General features: G+C 59.1%; 16 protein-coding genes. 8 read left to right on the forward strand and 8 right to left on the reverse strand.

Features of this window, described 5'->3' with window-relative positions; translation table 11 throughout:
- Positions 1-3: 3 nt before the first annotated feature.
- The 5 genes from HQL98_10500 to HQL98_10520 all read right to left on the reverse strand — a co-directional run bounded on the left by HQL98_10500 (position 4) and on the right by HQL98_10520 (position 8,970).
- Positions 4-2,754: a response regulator gene (locus HQL98_10500; protein MBF0272481.1), complete on the reverse strand. Its 2,751-nt coding sequence runs from the start codon at positions 2,752-2,754 to the stop codon at positions 4-6.
- A gap of 16 nt (positions 2,755-2,770) precedes the next feature.
- The gene (locus HQL98_10505) at positions 2,771-3,433 is read right to left on the reverse strand and encodes a hypothetical protein (protein MBF0272482.1); all 663 of its coding nucleotides are present in this window, start codon (positions 3,431-3,433) and stop codon (positions 2,771-2,773) included.
- Positions 3,434-3,512: 79 nt separating this feature from the next.
- Positions 3,513-3,872: a response regulator gene (locus HQL98_10510; GenBank protein ID MBF0272483.1), complete on the reverse strand. Its 360-nt coding sequence runs from the start codon at positions 3,870-3,872 to the stop codon at positions 3,513-3,515.
- Between the two features lie 35 nt (positions 3,873-3,907).
- Positions 3,908-5,596 (reverse strand): chemotaxis protein CheA, encoded by a 1,689-nt coding sequence (locus HQL98_10515; protein ID MBF0272484.1) that lies wholly within the window; start codon positions 5,594-5,596, stop codon positions 3,908-3,910.
- A gap of 149 nt (positions 5,597-5,745) precedes the next feature.
- Positions 5,746-8,970, reverse strand: coding sequence for an AsmA-like C-terminal domain-containing protein (locus HQL98_10520; protein MBF0272485.1), 3,225 nt, complete (start codon positions 8,968-8,970; stop codon positions 5,746-5,748).
- A 449-nt stretch (positions 8,971-9,419) separates the two neighbouring features.
- Between HQL98_10520 and HQL98_10525 the strand changes: the two genes are divergently transcribed.
- From HQL98_10525 to HQL98_10550, 6 genes are all read left to right on the forward strand, one after another.
- Positions 9,420-11,105 carry a hypothetical protein gene (locus HQL98_10525; GenBank protein MBF0272486.1) on the forward strand — a complete coding sequence of 562 codons (1,686 nt, stop codon included), beginning with the start codon at positions 9,420-9,422 and terminating at the stop codon, positions 11,103-11,105.
- A gap of 119 nt (positions 11,106-11,224) precedes the next feature.
- Positions 11,225-12,340 (forward strand): radical SAM protein, encoded by a 1,116-nt coding sequence (locus tag HQL98_10530; protein MBF0272487.1) that lies wholly within the window; start codon positions 11,225-11,227, stop codon positions 12,338-12,340.
- Positions 12,341-12,649: 309 nt separating this feature from the next.
- Positions 12,650-13,399, forward strand: coding sequence for a class I SAM-dependent methyltransferase (locus HQL98_10535; GenBank protein MBF0272488.1), 750 nt, complete (start codon positions 12,650-12,652; stop codon positions 13,397-13,399).
- A 38-nt stretch (positions 13,400-13,437) separates the two neighbouring features.
- Positions 13,438-14,418 carry an acetoin utilization protein AcuC gene (locus tag HQL98_10540; protein ID MBF0272489.1) on the forward strand — a complete coding sequence of 327 codons (981 nt, stop codon included), beginning with the start codon at positions 13,438-13,440 and terminating at the stop codon, positions 14,416-14,418.
- Between the two features lie 17 nt (positions 14,419-14,435).
- The gene (locus tag HQL98_10545; GenBank protein ID MBF0272490.1) at positions 14,436-15,200 is read left to right on the forward strand and encodes a ribonuclease Z; all 765 of its coding nucleotides are present in this window, start codon (positions 14,436-14,438) and stop codon (positions 15,198-15,200) included.
- Positions 15,197-16,099 carry a sel1 repeat family protein gene (locus tag HQL98_10550; GenBank protein ID MBF0272491.1) on the forward strand — a complete coding sequence of 301 codons (903 nt, stop codon included), beginning with the start codon at positions 15,197-15,199 and terminating at the stop codon, positions 16,097-16,099. The genes HQL98_10545 and HQL98_10550 overlap by 4 nt, the downstream gene beginning before the upstream one ends.
- Before the next feature lie 180 nt (positions 16,100-16,279).
- Here HQL98_10550 and HQL98_10555 read toward each other — a convergent pair whose 3' ends face one another.
- Positions 16,280-17,014, reverse strand: coding sequence for a c-type cytochrome (locus tag HQL98_10555; protein ID MBF0272492.1), 735 nt, complete (start codon positions 17,012-17,014; stop codon positions 16,280-16,282).
- Positions 17,015-17,155: 141 nt separating this feature from the next.
- Entirely contained in the window at positions 17,156-17,473 is a 318-nt protein-coding gene (locus HQL98_10560) for a copper-binding protein (GenBank protein ID MBF0272493.1), read from the reverse strand.
- Positions 17,474-17,700: 227 nt separating this feature from the next.
- Between HQL98_10560 and HQL98_10565 the strand changes: the two genes are divergently transcribed.
- Both HQL98_10565 and HQL98_10570 read left to right on the forward strand, forming a co-directional pair.
- Complete coding sequence (locus HQL98_10565; protein ID MBF0272494.1) at positions 17,701-18,186, forward strand: hypothetical protein; 486 nt, start codon at positions 17,701-17,703, stop codon at positions 18,184-18,186.
- Positions 18,187-18,294: 108 nt separating this feature from the next.
- The gene (locus HQL98_10570) at positions 18,295-19,125 is read left to right on the forward strand and encodes a L,D-transpeptidase family protein (GenBank protein ID MBF0272495.1); all 831 of its coding nucleotides are present in this window, start codon (positions 18,295-18,297) and stop codon (positions 19,123-19,125) included.
- Between the two features lie 81 nt (positions 19,126-19,206).
- On the opposite strand, the gene HQL98_10575 is transcribed toward HQL98_10570, so the two are convergent.
- Positions 19,207-20,286 carry an SDR family NAD(P)-dependent oxidoreductase gene (locus HQL98_10575; GenBank protein MBF0272496.1) on the reverse strand — a complete coding sequence of 360 codons (1,080 nt, stop codon included), beginning with the start codon at positions 20,284-20,286 and terminating at the stop codon, positions 19,207-19,209.
- Positions 20,287-20,351 lie beyond the last annotated feature (65 nt).

Consider the following 20,351-nt stretch of genomic DNA (forward strand, 5'->3'; position numbering starts at 1 on the left):
ATTCTAAAGGTCGAGAGCCTGAATCAGCTCTTTCAATGTTTCCCGTGCCATTTCAAATTCATAATCATCAATCTGCCCGATCATCCGCTCCATGCTTCCGATGAACTCCGAGCCTTCGAGCAACCCCCTGGCCTGATGGGCCAACTCCAGGGCGTCCGAATCCCCTTCGTCGATCAAACCGGAGAGCTGACCCAGGATCTCCCGCAAACGATCCATGTCCAGGGCCTCGCTGCTGGTCCGGACCACCACCGGCGAAGGTTCCGACGCGACGGGGGGCAACAGCCGCGTCAAAGAGGCCATGACCCGTTCCACCTCCAAACGCCAGGGGGGCAACAACCCGGGCAGACGATCCAGAGCCTCTTCCATCAATGCCCGTTCGATCTCTCCGGAGAGCCGTTGCAGGGTGTGGGCGCCCAGCGTGCCCGACACCCCTTTGAAGGTGTGAATCAATCGTAACGCTTCCGGATAGGTCTGAAGCTGCAATGCGTTTTCCAGTTTCGGGACCACATCCCCGAAACGACCCTGCACATCCCCCAGAATTTTGCAATACAGCTTCCGATTGCCGTTGAGATTCCTCAACCCGGCCGCCACATTGATGCCATCCACCTGTTCCGGCAAGGCCCAGGCCTCTTCCAGAGGAGGGGTGACTTCGACCACCGGTTTCGGGGGAGTGGCCGCCGGCGGGGATGGCGCGGCCGCCAGCAGCGGTGCCCGTGGCGCCACATGCCGGGCAATGGTGGCAAACATGGTGGGGGGATGAATGGGTTTGCTGATATGATCGTTCATGCCGGCGGCCATGCATTTTTCCCGATCTCCGGCCATGGCGTTGGCGGTCATGGCGATGATGGGCAGGGCTCGAAAACGTCCATCGGCCCGAATGGCCCGGGAGGCCGCGTACCCATCCATGATCGGCATCTGCACATCCATCAGCACCAGATCGAAGCTTTCGTGTTGCACCGCGTCCACCGCCTCCTGGCCATTGTCCGCGATGGAGACCACGACCCCTTCCTCTTCAAGCAGCTCGCAGGCGACTTGTTGATTGATCTCGTTGTCTTCGACCAGCAACGCCCGCAATCCCCGCCAGTCGAAGTGGATCCCTTCCCTCCCCCGCGCCACCGACGGCTCTCTCGACACGCCTTCCTCGCCGGACGCCGCCGGATTCAACACCGAAAGCACGGTCTCGAACAGCACGGAAAGATTGATCGGCTTGGTGAGAAAGGCATCGATCCCGGCCCCCTCCGCAGCCAGCACCACATCCTCCCGGGAATAGGCGGTGACCATGACGATCTTGGGAATGTTGGCGTGGGGAAAACGCCTGCCGATCTCTTTGGCGGTACGGATGCCATCCATTTCCCCCATCTGCCAATCGAGATAGACCATCTTGTAGGGCTTGCCACGGGTGAGGGCCTGTTCCATTTCCATGACTGCCTCCTCCCCCGAGGCCACGCAGGTGACCCGGAATGAAAAGGACTCGAAAGATTTTTGCAAAATTTCCCGGGAAACCGGATTGTCATCGGCCACCAGCACCCTCAGGCCCACCAGTTCCCGGGAGGGCAGACGGAAACGACGCCGTTCCCGACCTTTTTTGCCGAAAACGGCGGTGAATTGAAACGTGCTGCCCACTCCGGGTGCGCTGTCCACCCAGATGCGACCGTGCATCATCTCCACCAGCCGCTTGCAGATGGTCAATCCCAGCCCCGTACCGCCGAACTTGCGGGTGGTGGAGGAGTCGGCCTGGGTGAAGGCGGTGAACAGTCGTCCCCGTTGCTCTTCGGTGAGACCGATGCCACTGTCTTGCACCTTGAACAACAACGCCACCTGATGCTCCTGGACCTCCCCCCCCTCCACCAGATGAACCGATACGATGATGTTGCCTTTTTTGGTGAACTTGACCGCGTTGTTGGTGAGGTTGATCAGGATCTGACCCAGCCGCAGGGCGTCGCCGATCAGATTCAACGGCACCCCGGACTCGACGTGGAAATTGACCTCCAGTCCCAGTTCATCGGCCTTCAGCGAGACCAGATTGGCCACATTGTTGAGCACGTCCTCCAGATAGAAGGGGATCATCTCCATGGTGAGCTTGCCCGCCTCGATCTTGGAGAAATCGAGAATGTCGTTGATGATCCCCAACAAGGACTGGGCCGAGGCGTGCATCTTGGAGATGTAGTCCCGCTGCTTGAGGGTCAGATCGGTTTTCAAGGCGAGGTGGGACAGGCCGATGATGGCGTTCATCGGGGTACGGATTTCATGGCTCATGTTGGCCAGGAAATCGCTTTTCGCCTTGTTGGCCTCCTGGGCGCTCTCTTTGGCCGACTGCAACTCCTGGGCCTGGGTGCGCAACATCAATTCGCGGGAAACGGTGTTGGTGATATCCTGGATCTGAATCAGACAATAACGGGTTTCCGCCGCATCCCGGATCGCCTTGATCAGCACCATCTGACTCATGCGGGGATTGCCATCGCTTTTTTCCGAGGCGGTGTACAAGGGAAACGGCGTGGGGGTGAGACGATGGGACAACATGGTGGGCAGACCGGAATGCAACGCGCTTTCCACCGCCCGGGAAATCCGTGAATTTTTGAGTTCCGGGAACACCTCCAGCAAGGAACGGTTCATCACTCCGTCGGCACACAAACGGGAACCCTTCTCCATCCAGTCGTTCCAGAAGACGATTCTCTGCTCCGGATCAAGCAGAATCGTGCCCACGGCGTTCACGTCCAACGCCCGGGCAAGCAGTTTGATATCCAATTGGCTCATGCCGCGTGTGCCGGTCTCATAGCGTGGCGAGAATGACCTTCAACTCCCGTTTCAGGATCTCCATCGAGTACTGGGAAAACAACAGCACGACAAATCCCCCCAGGGTGTGTTGGGTATCCTCTTCGTCATGGGTCTTGAAATCCATCATCAGCACGAAGGCCCGCTCGCTGTCCCCGGAAAGATTGGAGGTGAGGGCCTGTTTCTGCGCGGCCAGATGGGAAGAGATGTCCAACAGAAAATTGCTGCTTCCCTTCAGGAATTCGGCGGCCTCGAACTCGAATTGAATCGACATCATCTGGGTGAAACTCTCCAGAAAGGCGTTCAGCACCACATTGCCCACATCCTGAAGGGTCTCTTGTTCCAACTCCATCAGCACTTCCAGGGGCATCTGCTCGTTGAGCAGGGTCCGGACCAGTTCCAGACTCTCGGCCCCCGGAAAAATCAACAAGGCTGTGCCGGTCAGTTCTCCGGTGAAATTCTGTCGGATGGCGACCAGTTTTTCCTCTTCGTTGGCCACCAGCATTTTGGTGGCCTCTTCGTAGGGAACCACCTTGAGTTGTGGCAGGGAGAGCAATACCTCGTTGTTCACCATCTGGCTCAACGAAGCCGCAGCCATCCCCAGACCCATGTTGAAAAATTCCTTCAGGGCGTCCTCTTCCATCTCACTCAGGCAGAACATCGCGTCGCTCCTCGGCCGGGATCCATCATGACCATCCTCACATGACACTGCGCTCTTCTTCCCCTCCGGGATCGACCATTCAGGCGATCTGTTGCAGAATATCCGCGATTTTGCCATCGGCGATGGGCTTTTTGATGAATCCGATGCCCATGCTCTCCGCCCGCTGATGCATCCGGTCCTGAATGTTGGCCGTCACCAGATAGACCGCCATCCTGGGATGTTTCACCATCAATTTTTCCGCCAGCTCAATGCCGTTCATGCCGGGCATGTTGAAGTCAAGCAAGGCCAGATGCAACGGTGTATCGGACAGATTCAGCGCCTCCTCCCCATCCTTGGCTTCGATGAGATTCCACTCCGTAAATTTGGTGGCAAAAATTTTACGAACCATCATCCGTGCCAGACTGCTGTCGTCTACGATCAAGACCGTCTTTTTATCCATGAATCCTTGCTCCACAAAAAAATGATGAATGACCTCTACAACCTGATCAATTCCGGCACGTTCAAAAGAAACGACACCGAACCATCCGGCATCACGGCGGTTCCGGCCAAAATAGGAATATCGGCGAAAATGCGGTTGACCGGCTTGATCACCAGACTGGCCGGCTCCTTGATGCCATCCACATCCAGGGCGAAAGCCCGCTCTTCGGACTGCACCACCACCACATGCAGGGCGGATTCGGCCTGAATCCGCTCCACGCTGCGGGTCACGGCAGCCGCCTCTTCCGGCGCGGTGACCACCTGCCGCAATGCCACCAGGGGAAACAGCCGATCCCGCACCCGCACCATGGGGGATTGCATTTTGCCTTCAACGTTCCGGGCCACTTCCGGGCCGTGATAAGAGACCAGCTCGACAATGCTCACTTGGGGGATGGCATAGGTTTCGCCGCAGGCCGTGACCAGCAGCACCGGAACGATGGCCATGGTCTGGGGAATGCGCAACCGGAAACTCGAACCGCCGCCGAATCGACTGGATATGGTCACCGAGCCTCCCAGCTTGTCGATGGCGGCCTGCACCACATCCATGCCGGTTCCCCGCCCGGAGATCTTGCTGACCTGCTCGACCGTGGAAAAACCCGGCGCCATGATGAGTTTCATCACATCGGCTTCCCGCATCTCCCCGGCCTGCTCCGGGGTGATCAACCCCCGGTCGATGGCCTTGGCCCGTACCCGGTCCACATCGATGCCGCGTCCATCGTCGGCGATTTCCAGATAAATCTGACCCTGCTTCTGCTCGGCGGTCAAACGGACCCGACCCACCGGCGACTTGCCCCGGGCAATCCGTTCTTCCGGAGACTCCAGGCCGTGGTCCACGGCGTTGCGAATCAGGTGTCCCAGCACCTCCTTGATGGAAATCAGCACATTCCGATCCACCTCGGTCTCTTCGCCCACCAGATCCAGCACCACCTTTTTTTGGGTCTCCACCGCCAGATCCCGCACCAGACGATGGTAGGTATCCAGAATGCGTCCGATGGGTTGCAGACGGTACTGCAACACCTCGCCTTGCAACTGTTGAATCTGTTGTCCCAGACTTTCCAGGGATTGATCCATCTGGGACGGATTGCGGCTGATGGCATATTTCAGTTGATTGAAAACCGCCCCCAACTCTCCGACCTGATTCATCAAGGCATCCAGACGCTCAATGGAAAGACGGATCGAGTCGATCCGCCCCGCTCCGCTCTCTCCGTCGCTTTTGAGGGAAGACCGCTCCGCCCCCGGATCGGCATGGGATTCACCATTCCCGGCGTTTGCCGAAGTCTTGTCCGCGCCGCTCTGCCCCTGAATCCGACCCAACTGAAAAATCAACGGGGAAAAATCCACCTCCCCTTCGGATCCGGTCTGCTCGATGGTCTGCAACGTGCGCCGCACCGTGTCCAGCACACTCAACAACTGGTTGCCGATCAGGATATCGATCACCAGTTTGTCATCCCGCATCAAGTCCAACAGGGATTCGGCGGCATGGGTCAACTCCTCCAGCCGCTCGAATCCCATCATGCGGCAGTTGCCCTTGACCGTGTGCATGTCCCGAAAAATGGAATTGAGCAGCTCCCGGTTGTTCGGGGTGCTCTCCAGTTGCAACAATCCGCGCTCGATCCGGTCCAATGCTTCCCGGTTCTCGGAGAAAAACTCCTGCATGAGGGCTTGCTGGCTGGCTTCGTCAAACATGCGCTTTTGACCTTGATTCCGACGGCTCGCGATTTGGTCGCCAAATATCAAAAAATATCCAAAACAACTCGCTTACGCAATCCCGAATCCGTCTCCAAGCCCCCATTCAACGGAAAAACGGACAAAACAGGCGCAATTTTAATAAATGATCATGGATTTTTGTTGATTGGATCCTCTTTGTCTCCGGATTCACTCTTTTCCGAGGTGCGACGCAACCAGTCGAGGGGCACATGCAACAAATCCCGCAACAGACCCGGAGCCAGACTCGAAACCGGTCGCAGGGTCGCCTGCGGCGCATGGGTGGAACCGGTCACATCGAACAGGGTCTCCACCACGCTGCGGCGGTCGCCGGTGACCCATTTCCCCAGCAGGGGCACACCGTTCACCAGATCGTCCAGCGCCTGCAAGGGACGCATTCCCACCAGCAGATCCACCCGATCCTGGGGAAAATCCACCTTGCCGGTCACCACCAGATTCATCGACGGACTGAGCAGTTTCATGCGATCGATGGTCCAAACGCTGTCGTGAATGGCGAACGCCCCCTGAAACGCCTTGTAATGCAATCCGGTGACATCCAGATCCGGTCGCGTCCCCACCACCAGATCCGGCAGATCCTTCAACGAAAACAACCCCAACAGCGTGGACAGAAATCCCAATCTCCGGATTTTTCCTTCCCGGAAATCAAAACGGGCCGTACCCGACAAGGTGTCGATCCAACGTTGATCCGGCGCCTGAAAGCCATCCAAAGAGACATCCATCTCTCCGGATCCCGCCTCCAACCCCTCGTGCAGATCCAGGGAACGCAACAGGCGTCCGAAATCCTGACTGGTCACCCGCAACCGTCCCCCGTAGCCCCCGGATCCGATGCGCCGCGACCACAAAAACGATCCATTGGCCTGGATTGCGCTGGATCCTTGTTTCATGCGCAAGGCGTCGATGCTCACGGAGCGCAGTTCCATTTCCAGGTTGGTGTCGAGTTCTTCCGCCTGCTCCCCCTGGGCCAGCATCAGCCGATCGGCCCGCAGCCGCAAACCCACCCTGGGCCAACTGCGTTCCGGGGTGGAGGTGGCCACCTCCCCGGAGTCCGCCACCCGGGCCGGACCCGCCGGAACCGTGCGCCACAAGCCCCCCAGATCCAATCGTTTCCAGTCGGCGTCGATGGTCCAGGCCCCCACACCCTTGGCCTTACCCCGGGAGATGACCATTTTTCCCGTGCTGCGATCCAGCTTGAGGGTTTTCAGGGTGATACTGCCCTGATTCCGGACCAGATTCCAATCCCCCTGACCCGCCGCGCGCAGATTGCCCGCCTCCACCAGCAGCTCAGTCATCGACAGCCGACCATCCGGAGCCAGCCTGCCCGAGCCGACCATCTGCCCGGCCTCCTCCGAAGGTTTGTTCCAACCCATGCGCCCCCGGGCGGCCACCGCCTGCAATTCCCCTCGGCCCTTGACCCCGAATCCCTCTTCTCCCGGCTGACGGGAAAACTCCAGTCGCACCGGAGTCTGACCCTGGATCCACCCCTCCTCCCCCAACAGAGGCGCGGCCCATTCGGCCAACTGGGCCGGTTCCACCCGGGTATCCATCCTGGCCTGAAATAACGCCTTGCCCGGGGTACGGTACTGACGCGCCGTCACCTCCCCCACCACCGGCCATGAGCCCAACCGGCCCCGGTTCACCTGGATATCCAGCTTGTCCTGATCCAGATTCAACACCCCCCCGATTTCCTCCAGCGGATACTCCAGGAAATCCGGGTGGAAGCCGGCCTGTTTCATTTCCAGGCGTCCGGAATAGGTCAAGGTGGCCAGTTCCTTCAAGGGCAGATTGATCTTCAGACTGGCGATTCCCTGTCCTCGCACCTCGGCCCCGGCCATGCCGATCGCCTGGTCCCAACGCAAACGGGGATGGCTGACGATCTCCTTCCAGACCGAAGGCATGTCCACCTGGGGGGACTCCGCGCTGATCTCCACCACCGGATGATGCACCATGTCGGCGATCCGGGCGGTTCCCTTCACCTGGCGGGTGGCGCCATAAGTGCCCTCGGAGACCTGGGCGGTCATGGAATAGCGGTCGAACACCACATGGGTGGTCACGTTGGTGAGCGGCAGCAACGGGGGAAAATAGTGCAGCGACAACCCGACCACATCCCCTTCGATGTGGAAAACATCCTCCGCCGGACCGGCGGGACCCGCTGGCATGTCGGCAAAATGGCCCCGGATGTGGACCGAGGCCTGCTTGACGTGACCATCCTTCAGGCCATTGTCCAGCCACTGCACCAAAGGGGGAAACATGATGCGGGTGGGATAGTAGAATTTGGCCTTGTCCGAGGGGGTGCCGGAGGCGGTGGCGGTCAGATCCATGAAAGGGGATCCGGGACCGGCCATGCCGGTGATCAACACCTTGCCCTGGGCCTGTCCATGGGAGGAGTGCAGCTCGAACTGCCGCACATCCAAATCCCAGCCTTTGGCGCTACGCTCCAGCCGTCCTTCGGCTCCCAGACGGGAGATGGGCAACGGCCAGCGGAACAACGCGGGCCATCCCAGTTGACCCGCCCCCAATTGGAGCTTCCATTGCCCCTGAAGCTTCTCCAGACCGCTTCCGGTCAGCTCCGCGGACCAATCCACCGGCGTGGTCAGCCCGTCGAGGGGTTGGGCGTGGGCCAAATAAGGCAGAAACGGCGCGACCAGTCCTTGTTCCACATGCGTCTTCATGGACCATTGCTGTTTGGCGTCCCGCGCTCCCGCGAGGGTGATGCGGGTCTGGGGGCCAGCCGTCGGCAACACCGCCTCGGCGGTGAAACGGGCCGCACCCGAATGTTCCAGAAAACCACTGGCCTGGATTCCGGTCACGACAATCCGGGTGGGCTGGCCGTGGTCGGTGATCTGCTCGTCCTCCCAGGTCAATTCCCCCCGGCTTACGGTGAGGGCGTTGAGCAGTACCACCCCTCCCGGCCCGGAAACCCCGGCAGCAGCGGAGCCATCGATGCGCCGCCCCCCGAGATACATACCCCCCGCCGCATCCCGACGCACCGTGGCCCGGGCCTGATCCAACGTGATGGACATGGGCAATCCGCCTCGCGCCAGCAACAGCGGCGACACCCGCAACAAGACGCGGGTAGCGGTCAGCAGAGGCTTTTCCGACTCCGGATCACCGATTTCCACTCCGGTGCCCACCACCGCCAGGGAGAGACCGGTTTCCAGTTCGATGCCCGCCAGTCGCACATTGAGACCGGTTCGCTCCGACAGAAAACGGGTCAATTCTCCCACATGGGGGGCCAGATCCGGCGGATACACAGTCACCACCACCCCCGCCCCGACCAGGATCACCACCACCATCAGCAATACAAACACACATCCCTGCCACAGACGCCGCACCACACCCCCGACTCCCCACCTCCGGGACGGAGGCGGAACAGGTGGTGCGGCGGAATCATCCGAAGGGGAATCTGGAACCGTGGCAGACATGAGCATTCAAGAGAGGAGCCGAAAGGGTCGATTGTCCATCATACGCCCAAACGGGATGGGTAGCAAAGCGCCCCATGGCGAAGATCACGGATCGGATCTTCAGGAAACTTAAAAATACCCCCAGTTCGATAGCCGCGCCACGGGTATGCCTCTTTGTGCCCTCCGCGCGCTCTCCCGGGTTGATTTGAATCCCGGAAGATCCGTATGCTGGAAGCTCACGGTTCAATCACGGCATGCGAATGGCATGCGGATTGAATCCACGGACCGGTCAAGATTGTTCCAGACTCGACCATTATGCCCTGCAACCTTCTGTAAAATATTTTGTGTATGGTGCGCCCGTGATCCCGATGCGACGACTCCGGATGGTTGATCTGTTGCTGGCCTTGGGCGTGGCGGGTCTGGTGGCCCTGGTGTTTGACGCCCGCGCCCTGACCCCGTCCGAATGGCGGGAGTGGCTGACCCGTTGGAGCGGTGATTTTCTGGGGGTGAACGCCACCTTGATCCTGTTGACCGGTATCCTGGAATCCGAAACCATCCTGGGGCTGCTGCGCCGTCTGATGCCGGGTCGCCGCCTCTGGATTCTGCCGGCGCTGCTGATCGGCGGCACCCTCTTCACCGCCCTGCTCGCCCCGCAAACCCATCGCATCTTCTACGACGAAACCATCTATCTGAGCATCGGACAGAATCTCGCCCATCTCAACCGCGCCCAGACCTGCCACTCCGGGGGGGAGTCCCATGGCCGGATGGTGTGCGATCGGGGGGAGTACAACAAACAGCCCAATGGTTATCCCTTCCTGACCAGTTTGATATTCCGACTCTTCGGCACCTCGGAACAGGCGGCCTTTCATCTCAACAATCTGCTGCTCGGTTGCGCGGCGGTGGTCGCTTTGCTGCTTGTGTTTCCCGTGGGGGGGGGATGGCAGGCCGGAGTGTTCGCCGCCTGGGTGGTGATCTTGAATCCACAAAATCTCCACTGGTTCAACACCACCGCCGCCGAACCCGCCGCCGCCCTGACTGTGGCCCTGGCGATGCTGGCGGCGTTTCACTTTCGCCGCACCCGGACCACTCCGGCCTTGACCCTGCTCACCGGCCTGACCGCCTTTGCTCTGCATTTCCGCCCCGAATCCCTGCTGCTCATACCCCTGGTGGCACTCATTGCCCTTCCCGCGGCCCTGACACACCCCAGACGACTGTTGGCCCATCTGGTGCTTTTCTTGTTTCTGACCCTGCCCCTGTGGCTGCACATGGCCCTGTTCCACAACCACCCCTGGGGCAGTTCCGGTCAGCCTTTCAGCCTGGAGTATCTCCCGGACAACCTCGCCGTCAACGGCTGGCACTATCTGAACAATCAGGCTTTTCCCCTGCTGTTCACCCTGCTGGCCGCAGTCGGACTCCTCCGGCCCGGCCCCCGACTCCGGGAACAGGGGATGATCGGGCTGTGGTTTCTGCTTTTTTGGGGTGTGTTTCTATTTTTCTACGCCGGCAGCTACCACTATGGAGCCGACATCCGCTACGCGCTGCTGTCGGCCATGCCCCTGTCCATCCTGGCGGGTTTGGGGGCGGAAACCCTCTGGAAGGGAGTACTCCGGCACGCGACCCCAAATCCCACCATCGCCACCGCTCTGGTGGTCGCACTGCTGTGGTGCGCCCATTGGCCTTTTTTACCCCTGGTGCGGGCCACCACCGACGAAGCCTGGGCCGCCCGCGCCGACCTCCACGACGCCCGCCTCATGGCCACCCGACTGCCCCCCGACTCCCTGGTCCTGACCCACAATCCCAATCTGTTTCAATTGTGGGGACATCACGCGGCCCAGCTCTCCTTGGCCCAATCCGATCCCGATTACGTCAACCGGGTGCTGTTTCCCCGCTACCGGGGGGGGATCTTTCTGCACCACAATTTCTGGTGCAACGTGCCGGACAAGCTCCAGAACAGCTTTTGCGACCAAGCCCACCAGCAATTCCAAACGGAATTGATCGCCGAATACCTGGAAAAAGATTACCGTTTCGCCCTGTACCGCCTGCGACCCAAAACCACCCCCATCCCGTGACCGGGACGATTCCGGGTTGACTTCTGGTTCGGAAAAGACATGATATTTCCGATAAAATGGATTCACACCGGGACCATCCAGGCGACATTACAATCTTCACTTCCTCAAGGAAGATATTCATGACCAAAAAACGCAGCAGTTTCTCAATGATGTGGAGTACCGCCAACAATTTTCTGCTTTCCGGATTGCGCAACAGCAAACCCACCTTGATCTTCAGAATTCTTAAAGGATTTTTTGATGTGCGCGTGCGACATCAGCACAAAATTCAATACATCGAAATTATGAGCACCCATGCCTGCAACGCCAAATGTGATTTCTGTTCCAACGAATTCTATGATAGAAGGCCACGCAAACAGTTGTTGAGTCGCGCCCGCATCGAAGGGTTGATTCGGGAAGCGGCGGCCATGGATATTCCGGCGGTCAGTTTTTTGGGGGGTGAACCGCTCCTGGATCCCAACCTGTTCCACTATTTGGACTACACCTATCAAAATGGCATGATGGGACGGGTCAATACCAATGGACAACTGTTGACCGACGAAAATCTCCGGAAATTAAAAAACAGCCATGTCAGCAAGATCATGGTTTCCATCTCTTCCACCGACAGCCAAATCAACGACACGATCACGCATGTCGATGGCTATCTGGAAAAAGCCCTGAGCGGCATCCGACGCGGCAAGGCCATGGGCATCAGCATGGGATTGAAGGTGGTGGTCAACCAGAAACATTTCGATTCCGGAGAGATCAAAAAATTCATCGATCTGGCCAATGAATTGAAGGTCAACATTTCGTTCAACCCGGTGGTTCCCACCGGAGCGGCCTTTGAAAACTATTTGGATCACACCCTGAATGCCGAATTCCAGGAGAAGCTGGACAAACTGGTGGAGGGCAATACCACCATCAGCACCCATTTGACCAATAATTATTTCGGTTACGGTTGTCCCGCCGGACGGGCTTATCTGGGCATCACCGCCTACGGGGATGTCATTCCCTGTTTCTTCATGCCGATTTCTTATGGAAACGTCTGGGAGATGACGCTTGAGGAGATTCACAAACGGGTGTTGCGCACTCCGCTTTTCAACAAGGGGGCCGAAACCTGCGTGGCCGCTTATGACCAGAACTTCATCAACAAGATCATCATTCCGATCTTTACCGACACCCGTTTGAACAGTCACATCCCGGTTCCCATCGAAAAACACCCCATGTACAACCCCCAGTCCCAGATATTGGACATCTGAAACCCGGGTCAATCGACTGTATGACCGAACCTGGCACAAGAGATACGATCCACGGTATCCATCTGGAACCGGTTTTCTCCGGCAACGCACCCTTCGGTTGCCAGAGAAAACCGGTTGCGAAAGCGTAATGGTGCAGTGCGACAATATCCACCCCGGTTTTTATTGGTTTTTGTTAGTTGCAGCGCACAAAATAACGCTTCTGGAGCATTTCATTGACAAAACTTTCGACTCCTGTATAACTCACTGCGCACAGGCCTCTTCACAGCCATCCATTAACCAAACGGAACACCCATGAAAAAATCCTCGGCCATGGCGGCATCATGCGCCCCCATCCCCCTGAGGGAGACCCCCACCCAATGCCAATCCACACCGCTGAGGATCTCCCCTGATCTGGCACTCCCGGACTATCTTCAGCAGACCTACTGGTGGGCCTATATTCATCCTTTCGGCGTGCGTTTCTTTGAACGCCAATGGCTGGTCAATGCCATTTTGTGGGGTAACTTTGCCCGACTGCGGGATGCGGCTCTGGCGGAAATGGGCATGCCCATCACCGGCCAGACCCTTCAGGTGGCCTGCGTTTACGGCAACCTCACCCCGAAGATCGCCGACCGGCTCGCTCCCGGCGCCAACCTCCATGTGGTGGACGTGGCCCCGGTGCAGTTGAACAATCTGCAACGCAAACTGGGCCGACGGGACAATGTGTGTCTCCATCACCAAGACTCCACCCGTCTGACCTTCCAGGATGGCGCTTTCGATCAGGTATTGGTCTTTTTCCTGCTTCATGAACAGCCCGCGGGCGTGCGGGAACAGACCATCGCCGAAGCGTTGCGGGTGCTTCGTCCCGGAGGTCGGTTGATCTTTGTCGATTACCATCGCCCGTCGTGGACCAATCCCTTGCGCTATCTAATGATTCCGGTACTCGCGACCCTGGAGCCATTCGCCATGGATACCTGGAAAAAAGAGATTTCCGCCTGGCTGCCCGAAGGTTTCCAACCGGCCAAACTGCACAAGGAGACCTTTTTCGGCGGATTGTACCAAAAGGTCGTGATCACCCGATAAGGACCCTTTCTCACCCCTCCATCTGAGGATTGTCCGTCATGTCCGACATCGCCCCCCGGCAGATCGTCCGCGTCACCCTCGGTCCCGAGATCGCCCGTTACGGTTTTCCGGACGAACACCCCTTCGGCCCCTACCGGATGCAGGCCTTCTGGGACGAAGCCCAGCTCCAGGGACTCTCCGAACAGGTGGAACAAGCCATGCCCAGTCAGGCCACGGTGGAAGAACTCACCCGCTTCCACACCCCGGAATATGTCCGACAGGTGCAGGAACAGTCCGTGACCGGAACCGGATATCTGGATTACGGCGACACTCCGGCTTTTCATGGGGTATACGAGGCCGCCTCCCATGTGGTCGGCTCGGCCCTCGACGCCATGCGTCAGATCATGGCCGGAGCCTGCGGACGGGCCTTTGTTCCCATTGCCGGACTCCATCACGCCCGTCCCGAAAGGGCGGGAGGTTTTTGTGTCTTCAACGACATCGGCGTGGTGATCCACTCCTTGCGGCAGGAGTTCGGCATCCGGCGCATCGCCTATGTGGACATCGACGCCCACCACGGGGACGGCGTTTTTTATGCGTTCGAGTCGGATCCGGAATTACGCTTTCTCGATTTTCATCAGGATGGACGTTATCTCTACCCCGGCACCGGGGATGCGACCGAAACCGGCACCGGAGAGGCAGAAAATACCAAACTCAACATCCCCATGCCCCCCGGAGCCGGAGATGTCCATTTCATGCAACGTTGGTCCCAGGGAGTCCGTTTTCTGGAAGAGAGCAGACCGGAGTTCGTGATTCTCCAATGCGGGGCCGACTCCATCGCCGGGGATCCCCTGGCGCAACTGCGTCTTTCGCCGATGCTCCACGGACAGGTGACCACCCGTCTGATCCGGCTGGCCGAGGATTTCGGTCATGGCCGTTTCCTCGCCCTGGGGGGAGGGGGCTACAACCCCACCAACATCGGCAAAGGATGGTGCGCCGTGGTGCGGGCCATGATCCATACCCCATATGGTCACATCTGTTGAGGGACTGACGCCTCGCCATGAAAATCACCATTCTGGGCAGTGGCACCGGTGTTCCCTCGCTTCGGAGGCACTCTCCGGGCTATTGCCTGGAAGTAGCGCAACGGCGCTATCTCATCGACTGCGGCAGCGGCACCTTGTTGCAACTGGAACGGGTAGGCTTGAGCTTTCAGGATCTAGACGGGGCCTTCATCACCCATGTACATGCCGATCACATCGGCGACCTGACCCCGCTGGTCCACGCCTTGCGCCTGCCGGGCATAGACCGCACCCGGCCTTTCACCCTGTACGGTCCCCCGGGATTTCCCGCCTTTTTCGACCAGATCATCGCCCCGGTGGCCGCTCCTCCCACCACGTTCCGGTTTGAGGTGCGGGAAGCTCTGGGCGTCTGGGAGTTGGATGGCCTGACAATCCGCACCCATGCCACCCCCCACTCCAGCCGTTTCGCCAGCCGCGCCTATCGTTTCGAGCATCAGGGAGGAAGCGTGGTCTTTTCCGGGGATACGGATCATGATCCGGGACTGGTGGACTTCCTCGCCGACGCGGATCTGGCCATCCTGGAGTGTTCCACCCTGGACGAAGCCAAAGTGGAAGGGCATCTGTCCGCCGGACTGTGTGGTCAAATGGCGGCTCAGGCCCGGGTGCGGCGTTTGCTCCTGACCCATTTTTATCCCATCGATGGACCGGACTCCCAGTTTTTCGACCAGTGCCGCAGGCACTATTCCGGCCCTCTGGAACTCGCCGCCGACCGCATGACCCTTGAGATTCCAACGCCTCCCCCATGAACACACCCTTCATTCCGTTGCGACCCTGCATGCTCACCCTGGCGCTGGCCCTGCTCTCCCCGGCTTTGGCCGTCGCCGAGCCGGATTCCTACGCAACGTTGCGTCAGCAATACCTGCAAGCCGCCGAACACGGGGATGCGGAAGCGCAAAACAATCTGGGATTGATGTATTACGAAGGCCAGGGGGTGACCCGCAATCTGTCCGAGGCGGAAAAATGGTTTCGCAAGGCCGCGGACCAGGGCAACCTCATCGCCCAGCAGAATCTGGGCCTGATGTATCAGCAAGCCGATGGCAGCCCCCAGGAGCTGCGTCGGGCCGAGCCGTGGCTGCGCAAGGCGGCGCAACAGGGACTGGTCAAATCACAACACGCCCTGGCGGTACTCTACAAAAAAGGCCAGGGGGTGCCCCAGGATTTCCAGGAGGCGGCCTACTGGTACCGCAAGGCTGCCGATCAGGGGGACGCCGAGGCCCAAAGCAATCTGGGTCTGATGTACGAACTGGGGCAAGGGGTGCCGCGATCGGTGGAAGAGGCGATGCGCTGGTATCTCAAGGCGGCGGAAGCCGGCAGTCCGGTGGCCAAAAACAATCTGGGACTGCTCTACAAAAAAGGCCAGGGGGTGCTTCAGGACTACAGGCAGGCGGAACACTGGTTCCGGGAGGCGGCGGACCAGGGATTCGCCCAGGCCCAATACAATCTGGGCATGCTCTTTCGCAATGGTCAGGGGGTGGGTCAGGAGAGCGTTCAGGCCCACATGTGGCTCAATCTGGCCGCCGCCCAGGGCGACGAAAACGCCCTCAGAGAGCGGGACCAGTTGGCCAATATCATGAAACCGGATGAAATCGCCCGCGCCCAGGAGATGGCCCGGGTCTGGAGACCAAAAAGCGCTTCGGAATTTTAAAACGATCCAGGATCAAAAAACCACCGCGCACACGGGATCGGACTGGCCCGGATTCCACCGGCACCCATGGCCGGCCACACCACTGGCGACCCTGATGCCGATGAAATCCCGGAACCCCTCTTGGCTCTTGTCGCCCCGCTCCCAGGCTTACCCCACCATCCAGAGCCATCCCCTGCTGTATCACTGCCCCGATTTTTCTTGCGGAAGCGTGACGGCGTAACTCAAAACATCCACGGCAATCTGCGCATCCAACGCCCGCAAGGCCGGCATCTTGGAACCCGGTTCTCCGTTGAGTATTTTGTGCAGGGTCTCCCAAGGATTATCCGCGGCCACTTTGCCCACCGGTGGCATTTTCTGCATGCTGCGACCATCCTTGCCGTGGCAATGGGCGCAAATGGTATTGAACACCGCTTCACCCCGCTGACGGTCCCCTTTAATCTCTTTGGTATTGCTGTCGATCCAGCGATCCATGTCCACCTGTCCCTGGGTGACAAAAAGGGCCAGATCATTCAGATCCTGTTCCGCCAGCTTGTCGCCATAACGGTGTTTGTCATCCTTGAGCATGGTGACAACCTTGGCGGCCTCCCCCTGTTTGAATCGGCCCATTCCCACAATGCCGGTTGCGTGTTTGCCTTTGGCATAGGCTCCCTGTTTACCCAGATAATCCCATCCATGACACTCCTTGCATCGCCAGGTATCCTTGGCCTTGTCTGCATACCCCCCGCCTGGGGGATAGGAGGGATGAGTTGTCGCCGGTTCGGCGGAATCCGTCACCTCGAACCATTTGTCATAAAGCCTTCCGCCCCTGGCAATCGATGAGACCTGTTCCGCGGCCTGACCGGAATCCGCCCCCACCATGCCACCCAGCACAACCCCCACAGCCATGGCCAGACTCCAAGATTTCCTGTGCGTCATTTTCCGCTCCCCATTTTTGAGTCGATGGAACAATCAAAAAAATAAACCGCTCCCCTCTCCATTCACGGCCCGTGAACGAGACTTCCACCCGGCTCCATGGATCCCATGCGCGGTCCGGGCGGAAGGTCCGAAGGCTGCGCGCTAAGGAGTCGGGGTGATCCCGGTGATCTGATAGCCGGCCTGGACATCCTTCTTCAAAATGAAACGCACCTTTTTGCCGGACTTCAGGGTCTTGAGATCCACACCGGGGGCCACGGCAAAATCCATGGTCATGGCAGGCCACTTCAGGACCGCAATGGGGCCATGCTGGATATTTACGATTCGTTTTCCCGGATCGATGCTGTTCAACGTTCCTTCACCGGTGATGTCAGGCTCGGGTGAACCCGCCCAGGCCATACCCGCTCCCGCGACCAGCATCCCGAACAAACCCGCCATCAGCCCGTTTTTCCATGTCTTCATACCGTTGTCTCCTGGTTTTTGGTAGGAAAATATTGACCCGGTTCCATGATAACCATCCCCGGGCCATTCGGCAAATCCCTTGACAAAAATCGGCCAGGCATGCCATTACAATTCATGATCAACGGTTGCACACTTTGCAGCGTGAATCTTCAGGTTATTCCCAATCCGGGCCATCGGATCGGTCTGCAAGGCCGAGGCCCCTGAATCAACGAGGTCAAGTCGCCATCATGTCTCGATTCCCACTGCTCCCGCGCCTCCTCCTGGTCCTGTCGCTTCTGGCCTCGGGCCCACGACTGGGCTGGTCAGCAGTCGAACACCATGAAGCCAATGGCACCCCCCGCAGTGAATCCGGACTCACCCTGAACAACGGAAAACCCTGGCCCACCGACGCCCCATTGCGCAAAGCCATGGAATCCATCCAACGCGACATCAGAGAAGCGCTGCCCCGTATCCGCTCCGGCTCCCTCTCCACCCGCCAATACGGCGTTCTCGCCAAAAAAATGCATCAACACGTCCATTTCATCACCAAAAACTGCAAACTCGCTCCCGAAGCCGATACCCAGTTGCACAAGGTGCTCACCGAGGTGATCCAGGGCGCCGAGGCCATGGAAGCCCACAGGGGTCAGGCCTCCGGTGCCGCGATGATCGTCCACGCCCTGGATTTGTATGGCCGCCACTTCGACCATACGGGTTGGAAACCACTGGCTCACTGATTCGGATCATTATTACCATACGGCATTATTCTTGCTTTAACGGCTCCATTCACCTTGCCACGAACGCCTCGCTTGACGGTGTATCCTGGCCTTCATGAATGGAGTACGATGAACATGCGCATCAATCAGGCGTCCAGAACCCGCACAGCACCGCTGTTGACCCTGCTGACGCTCACTCTGGGCATCCAGGGGTGCATCACGGACCCGTTTGCCAAACCATCCAACCCCCATTTGATCGATATGCAGGTACTCAACCGCACCAGTCTGCCCCTGGATGACGAGTCCGAGACCGTGACCGTCCGGAACCGGGAACACTCCCTGGCGAAAAGTCCCGGCGAAGTCAAACAGGTTGTTCAGTACTACGACAAACTGGTGCGCAACCGTCTGATGCGCGACTTCAAGCTGGCCGGAGTCCCCTACCCCTCGGCGCGACTGGCCCTGCTCGGCTTCAAACAGGAACGCCGCCTGGAACTGTGGGGTGGGGATGCGGATGGCCCGATGAAACTCATCAAAAGCTATCCCTTTACCGCCTTCAGCGGCGAACTCGGACCCAAACGCCGCCAGGGGGATCGACAGATTCCGGAAGGCCTGTATCGCATCACTTTCCTCAATCCCAACAGCTCCTACCATCTCTCCATGAAGCTGGATTACCCGAACGAATTCGACCGCGCCATGGCGGAACCGGAACGTCGGAATCGTCTGGGAGGCGATATCTTCATTCACGGCGATAACTACTCCATCGGTTGCATCGCTCTGGGTGATCAGGCCATCGAGGAGTTGTTCGTGCTGACGGCCTGGGCCGGATTGGACAATGTGCAGGTGATCGTCTCTCCTTACGATCTGCGCCGCGACAAGGAGATCAGACCGTTGGCGGACATCCCCTGGACCCGGGAACTCTATGCCCGCATTCAAGACTCTTTGCTGGCCTTCCACCCCTGATCCATCAAAAAGGGGTTCCTGTCCAAAAAACAGGAACCCCTTCGATACCACACGCTCCACGTTTCTCCGCCTCCACGACGCTCACACCAACCGCCGCCCACCATCCACCCGCAGAATCTCCCCGGTGACATAAGGAGCGGTCAACAGATAACGCAAGGCCCCCGTGACCGCTTCGGGTCCGGCCTGAGCGGCCAAAGGGGTCCTGGTCAGCAGCCTTTGATAGGCTTCGGCCTCGGGGCCGGAAAGTGCTTCCGGAGGCAGAATCGCCCCTGGCGCGATGGCGTTCACCCGTACCCGCGGGGCCAGATCACGGGCCAAGACCTGAGTGGCCATGATCATGCCCGCCTTGGAAGCGCCATAGGCCGCATGCCCGGCCAAAGGACGCTCCCCCCAGATATCGCAGATATTGACAATCTGCCCTCCCCCGTGAGCGGCCATGCGCGCTCCCGCACGCAGCGCCAGCCACAGCGGACCCTGAAGATTCACCCGGAACAGTTCATCCATCTCCTCCCACGAGCCCCCATCGATCCGGGTGGGATGAAACCGACCGGCGTTGTTTACCAGCAGACCCGGAACCCCGCCCATGGCCTGACTCGCCTCATCCAGCAAAACATCCACGCTTCCCGGATCATTCAGGTTCAGAGGAAACGATCGGGCCACACCACCTTGCCCCAGGATCTCCTCCACGATCTGTCGCGCCGCGTCCGGATCCCGATGATACACCACCCCGACCTTGAAACCGATCCGGGCCAGATCCCGACACAAGGCCGCTCCCAATCGCTTTCCCCCGCCGGTGACCAAGGCCACACCACCGGGGATCGGGTCGGTTGTGACGGGCCACGGGATGGCGTCGGCAGAGGATTTGACATCCGAAGCAAAAACCGGCCCGGAATGGCCGACAGACGCTGCGGGTTGAAACGTTTCATCCCGCGTTGCCAGCATCGATTCCATGCGGGACAACGGGTTGACCGATTCCACCTCGCCAGGAGAACGACTTCCGAAGGCATGACGCACCCCCGACCAGGGCGCGTGGGGAAGCGGATGGCCCAGACGCCGTTCATTCCAACTGTAAAGCAGCCACATCGGCAACAGCACGACAATAAACGGCCAACCCAGGATCAAGGCGAACGCCATCTTGAAACCATTCCAAACGTTTTTCATGCCCCGACGACACACCCCGCTCTTTGCCGATGATTCGATCCCGATGTTCCAACCCCCGAGGGATT

It is taken from the genome of Magnetococcales bacterium (genome assembly GCA_015231755.1).
GTDB lineage: Bacteria > Pseudomonadota > Magnetococcia > Magnetococcales > Magnetaquicoccaceae > Magnetaquiglobus.